We start from the raw sequence: 14,118 nt of genomic DNA, 5'->3' as shown, positions 1-14,118 counted from the left end.
TCCACAAGGCATGAGGAAGAGGTGGTCCGGCGCGCGGAGGCGCGACGGCATCACGACCACCTCATGACCGGAATCCCGGCGGAGGGGTCGCGTCAGGCTGCGCGTACGTATACGGGCGGCGGGCCGCGCCTGATCACCATGTGCTGAAGGGGGTCCCCGGTGGCCGGCAGGGAAGCGTCGACGGCGCTGCGGGATACACGCGGCCCGGTCGTGGGCCGCCCGGGAAGTCCCGCACGCAGTGCGCGTACGAGTGCCATCGCCGCCCGCAGCGCGCGCAGCCGGGCCCCGGCCGCGAGCTGCCGTCCGCCCTGCGCCGAGAGCCTGGCCAGCCGGAAGAGCGCGATCTCGCCGCGTCGCAGCAGCCAGCCGGTGGCGACCGCGGCGAGCAGGTGCCCCAGGAACATGGGCAGGCCGGGCAGGCCGGACATGACCGTGGCCAGGAGCGTCGGGTCGGCCGCGCCGGCCGCCGCCTCCGCTCCGAGGTGGGTGTGTCCCTGGGCCACCGTCGCGGGGTCCAGACCCGCGGTGGTCACGATGCGGTGCGCCTCACCGGCGCTCAGCTGCGCCGGTCCGGCACCGCACACCAGCCCGGCCGCGAAGCGGATCAGCGCGTCGTCCCCCGGCCCCGTCGCGGCGGCCGTCGCGTGACGCCCGAGCCCGAAGAGGACGTGCAGGGCGATCTGCCCGGCCGCGAGGGCGGCGGTGATCGACAGGAGGGTGCGCTCACGCCCGGCGAGGAGCGCGGCGGCGGCGAAGACTCCGGCGAAGCCGGCCAGCAGACTCCGGCCGGGCACGCTCACGCCCGCTGCGAGGCCATGTCCGGCGGAGGCGAGCACGACGCAGACCGCGGTGAACACCGCGGTCCTCAAAAGCCGCATACCGGCTCCGGCGCGTGCGACAGGCATAGACATGGCCGAGTCATCATCCCACTGGGCACCCGGTCTCCGTACGGCAGGTCCGGAAGGTCGGCATCCGTCCCCATCGGGGAGTGATCAGGGTGTGTTGCACCTGTTCATGCGTGCTTCTCGGCCGTGATCAGAGCACGTCATACACCGGCGAGCGGAATATCCGCATCCGCCGAATGAGCGCTGTCACGCCGGATCCGTGCTTACGACGCGCTCATCGCGGCAATACGTATCGGTATGTCGAGCCGCAGCCAGGAGGCTGGAGCATGAGCATGTGGTGGTCACTCCATTTGCGGCGCGAAGCTGCGAGCGTTCCGCTCGCCCGGCGTTTCCTGCTCGGCACGATGGAGACGGCGGGCGTGGATCCGGACATCTCCTACGACCTCTCGGTCGCACTCAGCGAAGCCTGTGCGAACGCCGTCGAACACGGCGGGGACCAGGGGGAGACGGGCGCGGACCTCGCCCCCGTCGGTGGCAGGCACTCCGGGCGGCCCTGCGGACAGTACCGGGTGACGGCGTATCTGGACGGCGAGAAGTGCCGTATCGAAGTCGCCGACTCCGGGCCCGGGTTCCCGTCCCGGCGCGCGCTTCGCACCGCCGCACGGTCATCCGCCGGGTGTCCGCCGGATCCGCAGGCGTCCGGCCCGCATCCGACGGGCGACCCTTCGCGCGCGTCCGCGACGCATCCTCCGGCCACGGCCGAGAGCGGTCGTGGGCTCTGCCTGATCGAGGAACTCGCCGACCACGTGCACTTCGGCAACCGGCCGGGACGCGGCGCGGTGGTGAGCTTCGACAAGGTCCTGAAATGGCGGGAGGGCGCGCTGCTCATGGTGTCCTGAGCAGCGCGCCCTCCCGCCGAACGGGGAGCGCGGGTCGTCCGCGCCGGCCGTGTCAGCCCTTGAGCCGGGCCATCCAGGCCTCGACGTCGTCGGACCGGCGCGGCAGCGCGGCGGACAGGTTCCGGTTGCCGTCCTCGGTCACGAGGATGTCGTCCTCGATGCGCACGCCGATGCCGCGGTACTCCTCGGGCACGGTCAGGTCGTCGGCCTGGAAGTACAGCCCGGGCTCGACGGTGAGGCAGACCCCGGGCTCCAGGGTGCCGTTGACGTACGACTCCGTCCGCGCGGCGGCGCAGTCGTGGACGTCCATGCCGAGCATGTGGCCGGTGCCGTGCAGCGTCCAGCGGCGCTGCAGACCCAGCTCCAGGACCTTCTCCACGGACAGGTCGCCCAGCAGGCCCCACTCGACCAGCTTCTCGGCGAGGACGCGCTGGGCGGCGTCGTGGAAGTCGCGGAATTCGCCGCCGGGCTTCACCGCGGCGATGCCCGCCTCCTGGGCCTCGTAGACCGCGTCGTAGATCTTCCGCTGCAGCGGCGAGAACGTGCCGTTGATGGGCAGCGTCCGGGTCACGTCGGCGGTGTAGTACTCGTCGGTCTCCACCCCCGCGTCGAGGAGCAGGAGTTCACCGGAGCGGACCGCGCCGTCGTTGCGGACCCAGTGCAGCGTGGTGGCGTGCGGGCCGGCCGCGCAGATCGAGCCGTAGCCGATGTCGTTGCCGTCGACGCGGGCACGCAGGAAGAAGGTGCCCTCGATGTAGCGCTCGCTCGTGGCCTCGGCCCGGTCGAGGACCTTCACGACGTCCTCGAAGCCGCGCGCCGTGGCGTCGCAGGCCTTCTGCAACTCGGCGATCTCGAAGGCGTCCTTGACCAGGCGGGCCTCCGAGAGGAAGACGCGCAGTTCCTCGTCACGCTCCGCGGTGACCTTGTCGGTGAGGGCGGCTTCGACACCCGCGTCGTGCCCGCGGACGTTGCGCACCGGACCGGTGGCCTCGGCCAGCGCGGCGGGGAGCTCGCGGACGTCCTTCGCCGGGATGCCGAGCAGCTGCTCGGCCTCGGTGAGGGAGTGGCGGCGGCCGACCCAGAGCTCGCCCTGCCCGTCGAGCCAGAACTCGCCGTTCTCGCGGTCCGAGCGGGGCAGCAGGTAGATGGTCGCCTCGTGTCCGCCGTCCGCCGGCTCCAGGACCAGGACGCCGTCCTGGGTCCGGTCGCCGGTGAGGTACGCGTACTCGGTGGAGGCGCGGAAGGCGTACTCGGTGTCGTTGGAGCGGGTCTTCAGGTTGCCCGCGGGGACGACGAGCCGCTCGCCGGGGAAGCGCGCGGAGAGCGCGGCGCGGCGGGCGGCGGTGTACGAGGCCTGGGCGACCGGCTCCAGGCCGTGCAGCTCGGTGTCGGCCCAGCCGGACTTCATGTTCTCGGCGAGCTCATCGGAAATGCCCGGGTACAGGCCGTTCTTCCGCTGCTTGATCGGCTCTGCTTCTGCTGTTTCCGGGGTCTCCGGGGCGAGCTCCTCAGACACGTTTTGTCCTCCTTGTACGACACTGGACCATCCCCATCGTACGGGCGTACGGAAGGGGGCCCAGTGCGGGAAGACCTCTTACCTGCAGCGAGCCGCGTCAGTCGAAGCGCACGGCCAGCAGAGCGACGTCCTCCGTGCCGCCGCTCCGGTCCCGGCCGTCGGGCAGGACGACCTGCAGGACGTGGTCCGCGACGGCTCCGGGATCCTGGCGCAGGACCTTCGGCACACCGGCCGCTGCCGAGTGCAGCCGCGCGAAGGCCCGGTCCGTGCTGTCGCCGGTACGGCGCAGCAGCCCGTCGGTGTAGAACAGCACCGTCTCGCCGGGGAGGGGTGTGAACTCCACGCTGGGCGCCTCCCAGCAGGACAGCATGCCCAGGGGTGCGGAGAGCGTCGTCTCCACGAACTCGGTGCGCCGGTCGCCGGTCACCAGCGGCGGGGTGTGCCCGGCGCCGGCGAGCAGGATCGTGCGCCGGTCCGGTTCGCAGTACGCGTAGAGGGCGGTCGCCGAGGCGGCCGGTTCCGTCAGCCGCAGCAGCAGCTCGAGGTCGGAGAGCACGGCGACGGGGTCCTCGCCCTCCATCACGGCGTAGGCGCGCAGGCCGGCGCGGAGGCGGCCCATGGCCGCCAGGGCTGACGGCCCCGAGCCGCCGACCGAGCCGACGGCCAGGCCGAGGGCGTCGTCCGGGAGGGACAGCGCGTCGTACCAGTCGCCGCCGCCCCCTGGCGCGGACAGATGGCGGGCGGCCAGACGCACTCCGGGAACCCGGGGCAGTCTGCCGGGGAGGAGCTCCTCGGCGATCGCGGCGGCATCCGCCCTGGCGCGCTCCAGCTCGAGGAGGCGGGCCAGGTGTTCGGCGGCGTAGCGGGCGTACACCCCGACGAGATGGCACTGGCGCTCCAGCGGCTCGGCGGGTTCGTCGTACAGCCAGACCGCCGCGCCCAGCCGGCCCGTGGCCCCGGTGGTGAGGGGCTGCGTGTAGGAGGCGGCGTACCCGAGGCGGGCCGCGACCTCGCGGCAGCGGGGGTCGAGGCCGGTGTCGCCGAGGATGTCGGGGCTGGCCAGGGGGCCGTCGGTATCCGGGAGGCCGTCGAGGAACCGGCCGTACGCGGTGGCGCCGCGTGGCACCGTCTCGATGTGGCCCAGTTCGGAGTGGGCGAGGCCGAGTCCGATCGTGCGGGAGGGCCCGCCGCCGTCGGAGGGTTCCAGGACGAGGAGTCCCCGGCCGGCTCCCACGAGGGCCGCCCCGGCGCTCAGGAGTTCTCGGAGGGCGCTGTCCAGCGTGCTGGTCCCGGCCAGTCGTTCGGTGAGTTCGTGCAGTGTGGTGAGGTCGGACACCCACCCGGCCAGCCGGTCCTGGATGAAGGCGCCCGGTGCTGCGGTCGCCCCTTCCAGAGGTGCGGCAGTGTGCGTTGAAACGGGAACCATGGAATCGATTCCAGCCACTTTCGGGGGATGGGGGGCGCTCACGGTAGTCGGCTTTCCGACCGGTGTGTTTTGTCCAATAGCATGGCAAACCCCCATGTCGTGCTGCGCCGCTATCGGTGCAACCACATGTAGACGCCCCCACATGTACACGCAAAAGTAAGGCGATGTCCAGCATTGTCCTTCCGGTGTTCACGGTGTCCATGAGACGGTTAACTTGGCTGAAAAATGCACCCCCGGGCCGCTTTTTGCGGTCGACTGGGGGCGCTTGACAGGGGCACCCTCGGGGTGAAATGCCGGAGGGAGCGTCATCCCGGGCATGCTGGGTACGTAATCGTGGATGGCCAGGGGTGGTTGCGACCGCCCCGGAACCCGACAGCGAGCCCGGGCGTCCACATACATGACGGCTGCCCGCCCACCCCCGAGTCGCGGGGTTGCACAAGGGACGGCACGCGCGATGCGCACGCCGACCGCGCGATGTACTGACTGGACTCGGCTCGGCTCAACCCGGTTCGACTCGGATCAGCTCCATTCTGTTCGGTTCCACTCTGCTCTGCTCGGTTCACGCTCGGCACCGACCAACCGTCCGTACCGCAGTCCCGATGAGCGAGCGCGCACAGCGAAGAGACGCACACGTGGTGTAACGAACGCGTGGTGCGATGTGGACCTCGGCGTTCAACGGAAAGGAACGAGCGCTCATGCGCGAGATCCTCGGAAGGCGACGCAGGCGACGGCCCCGGCGCAAGGGAAGTTCCGCCCAGCTCGACGCGGCGCTGATCTGTGCCACCGCTTGGAAGTGGCCCGTGCTCCCCGGAGCAGGGCTGGCGACGGGAGCCGTACGCGGCGAACGCGGCCGCGGCTGTGCCTGTCCCGACCCCGAGTGCGCCGTACCCGGCGCGCACCCCTTCGATCCAGGGCTCCTCGCGGCGACCACCGACGCCCGCATGGTGCGCTGGTGGTGGACCAACCGGCCCAGCGCCCCCGTCGTCCTGGCCACCGGTGGTCAGGCACCCTGCGCGCTGAGCCTGCCGGCCGTCGCGGGCGCCGTGGCGCTGACCGCCCTCGACGGCATGGGGCTGCGGCTCGGCCCCGTGGTGGCGACGCCCACCAGGTGGTCGCTGCTTGTCGCCCCCTACACCCTGGAACGCCTGGGCGAAATGCTGCACGCCAAGGACCGGGTGCCCAGCTCGCTGCGGTTCCACGGGGAGGGCGGCTACCTCGTCCTGCCTCCGTCCGAGGTGGGTGCGGGGCAGGTGCGCTGGGAGCGCGCGCCGGAGGCCGGGAACGCCGTGCCGTGGCTCCCGGATGTGGAATCCGTCCTGGACGCGCTCGTCGAGGCGAGCAACAGCGCGCCGGACGGCGGCAGTCGGCTCACGTACTGAGCGGTCAGGGATCACCGACGCGGGAACAGCGGGCGGCTCACCCCCGCAGGGGGCACGGTGCCGCCCCGTTCCGCGTGACCGAACGGGTGGTGCGGCCCGTCCGGGTGACCGAACGGGTGGCGCGACTCGTACGCGTGACCGAACGGATGGGGCGGGCCTTCCGTGTAATTGCATATCCCGTAAAGCGGGAGCTCGCAGACTTTCTGACAGCTATTCGCGCATTTGACGAAACGGGGTCGTCGGGTGCGGCAGCGCCGCCACGCTTCACTCGGTGCAAGGGGAAACGGTGCCTGCGGTGCCGCCGTTGTGAATGTTTCTCCCGTACCGGGGGCTCATTCGCGGGGCCGGCAAGGAGACCGGGTTTCTGTCCGAAAGCGAACGCCGGTACGAGCGAGGGGTGCGCGGTGCGCAGTCCATGGCGCGGAGTGCGCGATCAGCCCGGGGCCCGGCGGTCGTCACGCGTGGACCTGGGACGGGACGGTTGCGCGAGGGGCGGGGCCGACGCGGGGCAGGGTGCACGCGCAGGCCCGCCGGTATGCCGAGTGCCCCGGCGTGCGCCCCAGCCGTCCGGTCCCGGAAACGCAGACGCCCGGCCGCTGGCGACGGGGGATGCACCAGCGACCGGACTTCCAGAACCGTAACAAGAGATCTGCCGTTAGCAAATTCGATCTCGCCTATTCGGACAGCGATTTACCGACGGGTACGGGGAGTTGTGACGGGAGTCACCGTCACTTCCCGGCTCTCGTCACTGTCAGCTGAGCGTCACTTGTCGGTTGGTGAGCCCACCACGTGCACGGCGCTCCTCGCCCGTCAGCGGAACGTCCGAGGCGAGGGCCTCGACGAGCCGCTCCGCGAACTGCGCCGCGGGCTTCTCGCACTCCTCGGCACCCATCGCGCTCGGCAGGTCCCACACCGGGACCATCAGCCCGTGGGCGCGGAAGGACCCCACCAGGCGGGTCCCCTCGCCGAGCGAGGAGGTCCCCGCCGCGTGCAGCCGGGCCAAGGCGTCGAGCAGCTGCTCCTCGGGGTGAGGCATCACCCAGCGCAGGTGGTTCTTCTCCGGCGTCTCGCACCAGTAGGCCGCGTCCACTCCGGCGAGCCGGGTGGTCGGGATGGCCGCCGCGTTGGCGCGCTCCAGGGAGGCGGACACCTCCGCCGTGGCGTTCTCCGCGTCGGGGACCCAGAATTCGAAGCCGGAGTGCACGGCGGGCTCGAACGCGGCGTCGGGGTCGAGGACGTCCTGCAGGCGCGGGCCGTCGGCGGGTACCCGGCGGGCGGCCACCGGCGAACCGGGCTCGGCCTCCAGGGCGCGCTGCAGCGTGTCCGCGAGATCACGGCTGAGGTCGCCGGACGAGGTGTCGTTCTGCAGCGCGAGCAGGACCGAGCCGTCGTCCCGGCGGAGCGCCGGCCAGGCCATCGGCAGCACCGTGGCGAGCGACACGGACGGCACGCCCTCGGGAAGACCGCCCTTCAGCGTCAGCTCGACGGTGGCGGCGGGGACCAGCTCGCGCAGCGCGATCCAGTCGCACTCCCCTGCGATTCCCTCGAAGGGACGCTGGACCAGTTCGGTCACGGCCTGGGCGGCGGCGCGTCCGTGACATGCCTTGTAACGGCGGCCCGAACCGCACGGGCAGGGCTCACGAGCTCCTACGACCGGGATTTCACCGTCCTTGAGCTGCGGCTTCCCGGCCTTGGACTGAGGGCGCTTCTTGGCCATGGTGGGCGTTCTCCCGATTGCGACAGTGCGGTCTCGGGCGCGAGCCTAGCCGCCCCCGTCGTCGTCGGGGCACTCCTGCCGCGGCACCCGCGGCAACGCGCGTCCGCCGCTCTCAGCCCGCGTCGTCGAAGGCGTCGAGAACGTCGGCGAGCTCCAGACCGTCGAGCGAGCCGAAACCGCTCATGCCGTGCAGCCCGTCCAGCCCTGGTCGCCCACGGCGGGAGGGCCTCGCGGGACCCGGGGCCGCCGTCGGGAAGCCGCCGTGTCCGTGCCGGCCCGAGGAGACCAGGGCCCAGACGGTGACCTCGCCGACCGTGTCGTCCCGCACCCCCCACTTCTGGGCCAGGGCGCTGATGATGTTCAGTCCGCGTCCGCCGCGCGCCGTGACCGACGGTGTGGAGGGGACCGGCCTGGTCGGCCCGCCGCCGTCCGTGACCTCGACGGTCAGGTCGCCACGTCGGTCCACGCGCCACGCGGCGCGGATGTCGCCGTCGCCCATCTCCGTGTGCTTGCCCAGCGGCCTGCCGTGCCGGCAGGCGTTGCTGAGCAGTTCGGAAAGGATCAGTACAGCGTCGTCGACCACGGTGTCCGAGACTCCGTTGCTGCGCAGTTGCTCACGCATACGGTGCCGCGCCTGACCCACGCCCGCAGGGCCATGGGGTACGGCCATGCTCGACGACGTCGGCACTTCCTGTGCCACCACAAACGCCACCCCCGAGACCTCCTTTGCCCCACGCCACGGATTGGATGCCCTCCTGGACTGCGCCGGAAACCGGACACACCTGTGTCAGTGATGCACTCGTAACGATCGATTGCGGAGTGAATGCGCCGGTGCACCCCCTGTAACTGATGTTAAGAACGACCAAGTTGCGACAGCACCTGTTTCGGGCGGTTCGTGATGATCGCTTCCACGCCCAGGCGCATGCACAGGTCCACGTCCTCCGGCTCGTTCACCGTCCAGACGTGCACCTGGTGTCCCGCCCGGTGCAGCCGTTCGATGTAGCCCGGGTTGTTGCGTACGATCCGCATCCCCGGACCCGCGATCCGGGCCCCCGCGGGGAGCCGTCCGTCGCGCAGCCTCGGTGAGACGAACTGCATCAGGAACACGGTGGGAAGGGCGGGTGCGGCGGCCCGTACGCGGTACAGGGACCGGGCGGAGAAGCTCATGACGCGCACGGGCGGCGGTCCCTCCGCGGTGGGTGTGTCCAGGCCGAACCGCTTGAGCAGATGGAGCAGCCGTTCCTCGACCTGTCCCGCCCAGCGTGTGGGGTGCTTGGTCTCGATGGCCAGCTGGATCGGCCGGCCGGTGGCGCGGACGTCGTGGGTCAGTTCGAGGAGGCGTTCCAGGGTGAGCACGGACGTGAGCTCACCCGGCACGGGGTCCCAGTCAGGGGACTCCTCGTGGTCCTTCCAGGAGCCGAAGTCGAGGGCGGCGAGGTCGGCCAGCTCCAGTGCGGAGACGGCGCCGCGGCCGTTGGACGTGCGGTTCACCCGGCGGTCGTGCACACAGACGAGATGCCCGTCGGCGGTGAGGCGGACATCGCACTCCAGGGCGTCCGCACCGTCCTCGATGGCCTTCCGGTACGCGGCCAGCGTGTGCTCGGGGGCGTCGTCCGAGGCCCCGCGGTGGGCGATGACCTGGATGGGAGGCTGTGGTGAGGGTAGGCGTGCGTCGGTCACCGCGTCATCGTGTCACCGAGACGCGTCGGCCGCCGACACCTTGTTGCGTACGACCGTTTTGCCTGATGTAAAGATTGGTGTGCGGATGCACAGGTCCTGCTTACAGTGGTCTGACGTGCTGTGGGAAAAGCTGACTGCAGACACGTGCACAGCGGATCTCTTGCCGAATGCCGAGTGGAACCGAGGAGTAAAGAGCTGTGAGCACCGAGAACGAGGGCAACGAGGGCAACGCGGTTCCGGCCGCGCCGTCTGTTCCGTCCGCACCTCCCGTGCCGGCTGCCGCTCCCGAAGGCACCCCGCAGGGAGCCCCGCCCGCGCCGCAGGCCCCGCCTGCCGCACCCGCGGACGCACCGACGACCCAGATCCCCGGCGCGACGCACCACGAGGGCGCCGGCCCGTCCACCACCGCGCACGAGCAGTACCCGTACGCGCCGCCGTCCCCTCAGCAGCCCCCGGCCGATTCGGCCGCCTGGCCGCCGCCCCCGCCCGCCGTCCCCTCGTACGCCGACGGCGGCAGCCCCCCGGCCTGGGGAGCTCCGGTGCCCTCGGAGCCCGAGCGGCCGCGTAAGCGCCGCGCGGGCGGCCTGGTCGCCGCGGTGGCGGTGGCCGCGCTGGTCGCCGGCGGCGTCGGCGGAGCTCTCGGTTACTGGGCCGCCGACAGCAGCGGCTCCGGCTCCTCGGGGTCGACCACGGTCGCGGCCTCCAACAGCCCGAAGGACTTCAAGCGCGAGGCCGGCACGGTCGCGGGCGTGGCGGCGAGCGCCCTGCCCAGCGTGGTCACCATCGACGCGAAGTCCGGCGACGGCGAGGGCGGCACGGGCACCGGTTTCGTGTACGACAAGGAGGGCCACATCCTCACGAACAACCACGTGGTGGCCTCCGCGGCGGACAGCGGTCAGCTGACCGCGACGTTCTCGAACGGCAAGAAGTACGACGCCGAGGTGATCGGCCGGGCCCAGGGCTACGACGTGGCCGTGCTGAAGCTGAAGAACGCCCCGGACGGACTGACCCCGCTGGCCCTGGGGGACTCCGACAAGGTCGCGGTGGGCGATTCCACCATCGCGATCGGAGCCCCGTTCGGCCTCTCCAACACGGTCACCACCGGCATCATCAGCGCGAAGAACCGTCCGGTGGCCTCCGGCGACGGCTCCAGCAACAAGAACTCGTACATGAGCGCCCTGCAGACCGACGCCTCCATCAACCCGGGCAACTCGGGCGGGCCGCTCCTGGATGCGGGCGGTGCGGTCATCGGCATCAACTCCGCCATCCAGTCCACCAGCGGAGGTGGCGTCGGCCAGTCCCAGGCCGGTTCCATCGGCCTCGGCTTCGCCATCCCGGTCAACCAGGCCAAGAACGTCGCCGAGCAACTGATCAAGACGGGCCAGCCCGTCTACCCGGTGATCGGCGCGACCGTGACGATGGAGGAGAAGACCGGCGGCGCCGTCATCTCGGACGAGGGCGCGGGCGGCACCCCGGCGGTCACCCCGGACGGCCCCGCGGCCAAGGCCGGGCTGAAGGCCGGCGACGTGATCACCAAGTTCAACGACACGGCGGTCGAGAGCGGGCCGACGCTGATCGGCGAGATCTGGACCCACAAGCCGGGCGACCAGGTCACGCTCACCTACAAGCGCGACGGCAGGACGGCGACGGCCGAACTCACCCTGGGCGAGCGCAAGGGCGACAGCTGACCGGCTAGGCTGTTCCACGCATCGAGCCGCCCCCGGCATCCGGGGCGCGGCGACGACGCGGGGTGGGTTGCCCGAGCGGCCTAAGGGAACGGTCTTGAAAACCGTCGTGGCGCGAGTCACCGTGGGTTCAAATCCCACACCCACCGCAGCAGGTTGAAGGCCCCTGACCAGCAACACTGGTCGGGGGCCTTCGCTTTACGCGCGGTCCGCGAGTGACCGTCGTTCCCCGGTGTTCCCCGCTCGATCGGGCGCGCCGGGGGCACGGTCAGCCTTCGACGGGACTGGGCGCCGTGGGGTCAACCCATGTCCACGGCCTGTGGTCCCAGTCGCGCACCTTGCCTATGACCAGGGCGACGGTCGCCCCCACGGGCGGCAGGTCCTGCACGAGTCGCTTCACTCCCGGCTCGCTTCTGCGGCGAACCGCGTCCAGCGAGGCACCCACGGGCTCGTACTTGTTGAGCTCTGCCATGAGGCCCCATGGCTCGTGACCAGTGATCGTTGCTTGGACTGTCCCGCCCTGCCGAAGCTCGCCGAGGGGGCGTCTCGGTTCATCCGTCATGGCGGCATGCTCCCCCTCGACCGACCACTCTCCCCAGCTCCCGTCCCGTCCGCCGATGACCTCGTGAGGGCGAGGGCAGGGGGAGCCGTGCATGGCCGATGTGCTCCTCGCGGCCCCAGGGACCGGCAACGAGGAGCTCTCCTCTCAGGGGTTCGGCCGCTGGGTGGTCAGGCGTGCGGCCGAGGCGATCGCGGCGCGGGCCTCCTGCTGGGTGAGGCCGGTGGCGATCGCCGCCTCGGTGAGGGCTTCGGCGAGGTCGTCGCCGAAGCCGTGTTCGTACGCGCGGCAGGCCGCCCAGAACAGCCGGGTGTTGCGCTGGCCCTCGTGCGCCGCGCGTACGAACTGGACCAGGCCCTGTCCCTGCTGGGCCTGCTGTCCGGAGAATGCCGGGCCGGTGGCGGAGCGGCGGGGGCGTGGCGGCGGTGTGAGCAGGCGCAGGAGGGCCCGTGGGCAGGGGGCCGGTGCCAGGTGTGCCGTGCCCGGGGCGAGCCGGTACCTGCCGTGGGTCGTGACCGAGCCGGGGCCGACGAGGTAGCCGCCCGCTCCGCGTACGTCGATGCCGGGAGCGAGCCGACCCGCGGAGTTGGGCACGGAGACCCCGGACGGCCCCGTCAGCCAGAGGTGCCGCCCGCCGCTGGGAGTGAGCACGGTGACGGTGGGCGGGATGGTGAACAGGTGCTGGAGGGCCAGCTGTTGCAGTGCGGCCACGGAGTCGTTGCCGTGCGTGGTGTCGATGTCGAGGTCGATGCCGATCAGGCGGTACGGCTGCCGTCCACAGGCGATGCCGTACCCGGTGGCCCTGGGCGCCGCCGCGAAGAGCGCGCGGACGGCGGCCGGGTCGGTGGTGGCGTCGTGGACCCCGTGGCCAGGAAGTCCGCAGGCACCCCGGCAGCGGACAGGAGGGTCCTCGTCCCGGTGCGGTGAGCGCAGTGCGGGGAGCTTGGTGGCGGACAGCGGGAAGACGGGGAGCCCGCGCTCGGCGGCGGAGAGCGCATGGGCCAGGGCCAGGGTGGCGGTCTGCCGGTCAGTGGTGGCCATGGAGTCATTTTCGTACATGCGTTCGAAGAAGGGAAGGGGGGTGGGCCGGTCGCGGCGCCACGGTCACTCTCGCGGGAGGTTTGCCGGGTGGTTCTCATACGTGCGGGGGAATTGCGTGTCACGGGCGGTTCGCGTCGGATGTGGTGGGCAGTTCTGCACCCGCGACGTCGTGACCAGTACCGGAGCGGTCGGCCAACTGCTTCGGAACCAGCTGTATCAAGCCGCATTTCCGGTTCCTGGAGGAATTGACATGGCAAGCATCCGTACCGCTCGCGCCCTCGCCGCCGTCGCCGCTCTGCCTCTGGCCGCAGCCCTGTTCGGGGGAGTCGCCGCAGCCGACAACGGTGCGTTCGCGAGTGGCGGATCGAACGCGGGGGTGGCGACCATCGGGTCCGGCGGCGTCGGCGGGGACAACTCCGGCAACTCATCCACATCGCAGCAGCAGGCCGTCGGCGCCGGTGCGTCCAACCACAGCAACACCGTCCAGGTGAGCCAGTCGCCCTTCGCCTACATCGATCAGTCCACCTACAACGTGTACGTGATCTTCACGCCGCTCTGGGTGAACTGACCGGGGGCCCGTGCGGCGGCGTAACCACCGCTGTCGCGCGGGCCGTCCACGCCGGCGCAGGGAGCGCCCGCCCCGGGGTGGGACCCTGAGGGGGGTGCGCCGCCCCTCCACCTTCAGGAGGTGGGGCCCGCCCGCCCCCTACAACCTGAGGCGGACGCGGCTTCGGGACCTGGGGCCGATCCCCTCGTCCGCGCCCGCTCCTAGCGTGGAGATATGACCACGCCAGTCTGCACCGGCGCCTCCAGGGCGGCCGCTGCCTCCGCCGGACACCGCCGCTACCCGTCGTTCTCGTCGTACGTGCGCGCCAGGGGCCCCGTACTGCTGCGCACCGCGCGTTCCCTCACCGCGAACCCGAGTGACGCCGAGGACCTGCTGCAGACCGCCCTGACCAAGACGTACGTCGCCTGGGAGCGGATCGAGGACCACCGGGCGCTCGACGGGTACGTCAGACGGGCCCTGGTGAACACCCGGACCTCGCAGTGGCGCAAGCGCAAGGTCGACGAGTTCGCCTGCGAGGAGCTGCCCGAGAAGGAGGCTGCGCCCGCCCCCGACCCGGCCGAGCAGCAGTCGCTGCACGACGCGATGTGGCGTGCCGTGCTCAAGCTCCCGGACCGGCAGCGGGCCATGGTCGTCCTGAGGTACTACGAGGACCTCAGTGAGGCGCAGACGGCCGAGGTGATGGGCGTGTCCGTCGGTACGGTCAAGAGCGCCGTGTCCCGGGCGCTCGGGAAGCTCCGCGAGGATCCGGAGCTCAGCCCGGTCCGGTGACCGGTGCCGGCGGTGCGGGTGATCCACGGTCCTCC

13 protein-coding genes and 1 tRNA gene are annotated in these 14,118 nt (G+C 71.5%); 6 read left to right on the top strand and 8 right to left on the bottom strand.

From position 1 onward, the window contains the following. Window positions 1-92: 92 nt before the first annotated feature. Window positions 93-911 carry a hypothetical protein gene (locus LWJ43_RS15920; RefSeq protein WP_277332902.1) on the bottom strand — a complete coding sequence of 273 codons (819 nt, stop codon included), beginning with the start codon at window positions 909-911 and terminating at the stop codon, window positions 93-95. Window positions 912-1,171: 260 nt separating this feature from the next. Between LWJ43_RS15920 and LWJ43_RS15915 the strand changes: the two genes are divergently transcribed. After that, window positions 1,172-1,744: an ATP-binding protein gene (locus LWJ43_RS15915; RefSeq protein ID WP_277332901.1), complete on the top strand. Its 573-nt coding sequence runs from the start codon at window positions 1,172-1,174 to the stop codon at window positions 1,742-1,744. A 52-nt stretch (window positions 1,745-1,796) separates the two neighbouring features. Here LWJ43_RS15915 and LWJ43_RS15910 read toward each other — a convergent pair whose 3' ends face one another. Together LWJ43_RS15910 and LWJ43_RS15905 are read right to left on the bottom strand one after the other, a co-directional pair. Further along, window positions 1,797-3,260: an aminopeptidase P family protein gene (locus LWJ43_RS15910; RefSeq protein WP_277332900.1), complete on the bottom strand. Its 1,464-nt coding sequence runs from the start codon at window positions 3,258-3,260 to the stop codon at window positions 1,797-1,799. A gap of 97 nt (window positions 3,261-3,357) precedes the next feature. Beyond that, the gene (locus LWJ43_RS15905; protein WP_277332899.1) at window positions 3,358-4,686 is read right to left on the bottom strand and encodes a PP2C family protein-serine/threonine phosphatase; all 1,329 of its coding nucleotides are present in this window, start codon (window positions 4,684-4,686) and stop codon (window positions 3,358-3,360) included. Window positions 4,687-5,381: 695 nt separating this feature from the next. On the opposite strand from LWJ43_RS15905, the gene LWJ43_RS15900 reads away from it, so the two are divergent. Continuing rightward, window positions 5,382-6,065 (top strand): bifunctional DNA primase/polymerase, encoded by a 684-nt coding sequence (locus LWJ43_RS15900; RefSeq protein ID WP_277332898.1) that lies wholly within the window; start codon window positions 5,382-5,384, stop codon window positions 6,063-6,065. 751 nt (window positions 6,066-6,816) lie between these two features. Here the strand turns inward: LWJ43_RS15900 and LWJ43_RS15895 are convergent. The 3 genes from LWJ43_RS15895 to LWJ43_RS15885 all read right to left on the bottom strand — a co-directional run bounded on the left by LWJ43_RS15895 (window position 6,817) and on the right by LWJ43_RS15885 (window position 9,462). Next, complete coding sequence (locus LWJ43_RS15895) at window positions 6,817-7,782, bottom strand: DUF5926 family protein (protein ID WP_277332897.1); 966 nt, start codon at window positions 7,780-7,782, stop codon at window positions 6,817-6,819. 112 nt (window positions 7,783-7,894) lie between these two features. Then, complete coding sequence (locus LWJ43_RS15890; RefSeq protein ID WP_277332896.1) at window positions 7,895-8,494, bottom strand: ATP-binding protein; 600 nt, start codon at window positions 8,492-8,494, stop codon at window positions 7,895-7,897. Between the two features lie 140 nt (window positions 8,495-8,634). Continuing rightward, window positions 8,635-9,462 (bottom strand): glycerophosphodiester phosphodiesterase family protein, encoded by an 828-nt coding sequence (locus LWJ43_RS15885; RefSeq protein ID WP_277332895.1) that lies wholly within the window; start codon window positions 9,460-9,462, stop codon window positions 8,635-8,637. Between the two features lie 197 nt (window positions 9,463-9,659). On the opposite strand from LWJ43_RS15885, the gene LWJ43_RS15880 reads away from it, so the two are divergent. Next, the gene (locus LWJ43_RS15880; RefSeq protein WP_277332894.1) at window positions 9,660-11,150 is read left to right on the top strand and encodes a S1C family serine protease; all 1,491 of its coding nucleotides are present in this window, start codon (window positions 9,660-9,662) and stop codon (window positions 11,148-11,150) included. Between the two features lie 61 nt (window positions 11,151-11,211). After that, window positions 11,212-11,296 (top strand) — tRNA-Ser (locus LWJ43_RS15875). Between the two features lie 119 nt (window positions 11,297-11,415). Here LWJ43_RS15875 and LWJ43_RS15870 read toward each other — a convergent pair. After that, window positions 11,416-11,619: a hypothetical protein gene (locus LWJ43_RS15870; protein ID WP_277332893.1), complete on the bottom strand. Its 204-nt coding sequence runs from the start codon at window positions 11,617-11,619 to the stop codon at window positions 11,416-11,418. 234 nt (window positions 11,620-11,853) lie between these two features. Then, the gene (locus tag LWJ43_RS15865) at window positions 11,854-12,747 is read right to left on the bottom strand and encodes a bifunctional DNA primase/polymerase (RefSeq protein ID WP_277332892.1); all 894 of its coding nucleotides are present in this window, start codon (window positions 12,745-12,747) and stop codon (window positions 11,854-11,856) included. A gap of 250 nt (window positions 12,748-12,997) precedes the next feature. Between LWJ43_RS15865 and LWJ43_RS15860 the strand changes: the two genes are divergently transcribed. Together LWJ43_RS15860 and LWJ43_RS15855 are read left to right on the top strand one after the other, a co-directional pair. Continuing rightward, a complete protein-coding gene (locus LWJ43_RS15860; protein ID WP_277332891.1) occupies window positions 12,998-13,315 on the top strand; it encodes a hypothetical protein in 318 nt (105 codons plus the stop codon). A 213-nt stretch (window positions 13,316-13,528) separates the two neighbouring features. Beyond that, complete coding sequence (locus LWJ43_RS15855) at window positions 13,529-14,083, top strand: SigE family RNA polymerase sigma factor (RefSeq protein ID WP_277332890.1); 555 nt, start codon at window positions 13,529-13,531, stop codon at window positions 14,081-14,083. Window positions 14,084-14,118: the final 35 nt, after the last annotated feature.

Source organism: Streptomyces sp. JH34 (genome assembly GCF_029428875.1).
Taxonomy (GTDB): Bacteria; Actinomycetota; Actinomycetes; order Streptomycetales; family Streptomycetaceae; genus Streptomyces.
This window is presented reverse-complemented; position numbering and strand designations above follow the sequence as displayed.

Bases quoted from the DNA above. Each gene is read 5' to 3' on its own strand.
- LWJ43_RS15870 (WP_277332893.1), bottom strand. From the start codon at position 11,619: ATGGCAGAGCTCAACAAGTACGAGCCCGTGGGTGCCTCGCTGGACGCG.
- LWJ43_RS15865 (WP_277332892.1), bottom strand. From the start codon at position 12,747: ATGGCCACCACTGACCGGCAGACCGCCACCCTGGCCCTGGCCCATGCG.
- LWJ43_RS15920 (WP_277332902.1), bottom strand. From the start codon at position 911: ATGTCTATGCCTGTCGCACGCGCCGGAGCCGGTATGCGGCTTTTGAGG.
- LWJ43_RS15895 (WP_277332897.1), bottom strand. From the start codon at position 7,782: ATGGCCAAGAAGCGCCCTCAGTCCAAGGCCGGGAAGCCGCAGCTCAAG.
- LWJ43_RS15915 (WP_277332901.1), top strand. From the start codon at position 1,172: ATGAGCATGTGGTGGTCACTCCATTTGCGGCGCGAAGCTGCGAGCGTT.
- LWJ43_RS15905 (WP_277332899.1), bottom strand. From the start codon at position 4,686: ATGGTTCCCGTTTCAACGCACACTGCCGCACCTCTGGAAGGGGCGACC.
- LWJ43_RS15900 (WP_277332898.1), top strand. From the start codon at position 5,382: ATGCGCGAGATCCTCGGAAGGCGACGCAGGCGACGGCCCCGGCGCAAG.
- LWJ43_RS15855 (WP_277332890.1), top strand. From the start codon at position 13,529: ATGACCACGCCAGTCTGCACCGGCGCCTCCAGGGCGGCCGCTGCCTCC.
- LWJ43_RS15860 (WP_277332891.1), top strand. From the start codon at position 12,998: ATGGCAAGCATCCGTACCGCTCGCGCCCTCGCCGCCGTCGCCGCTCTG.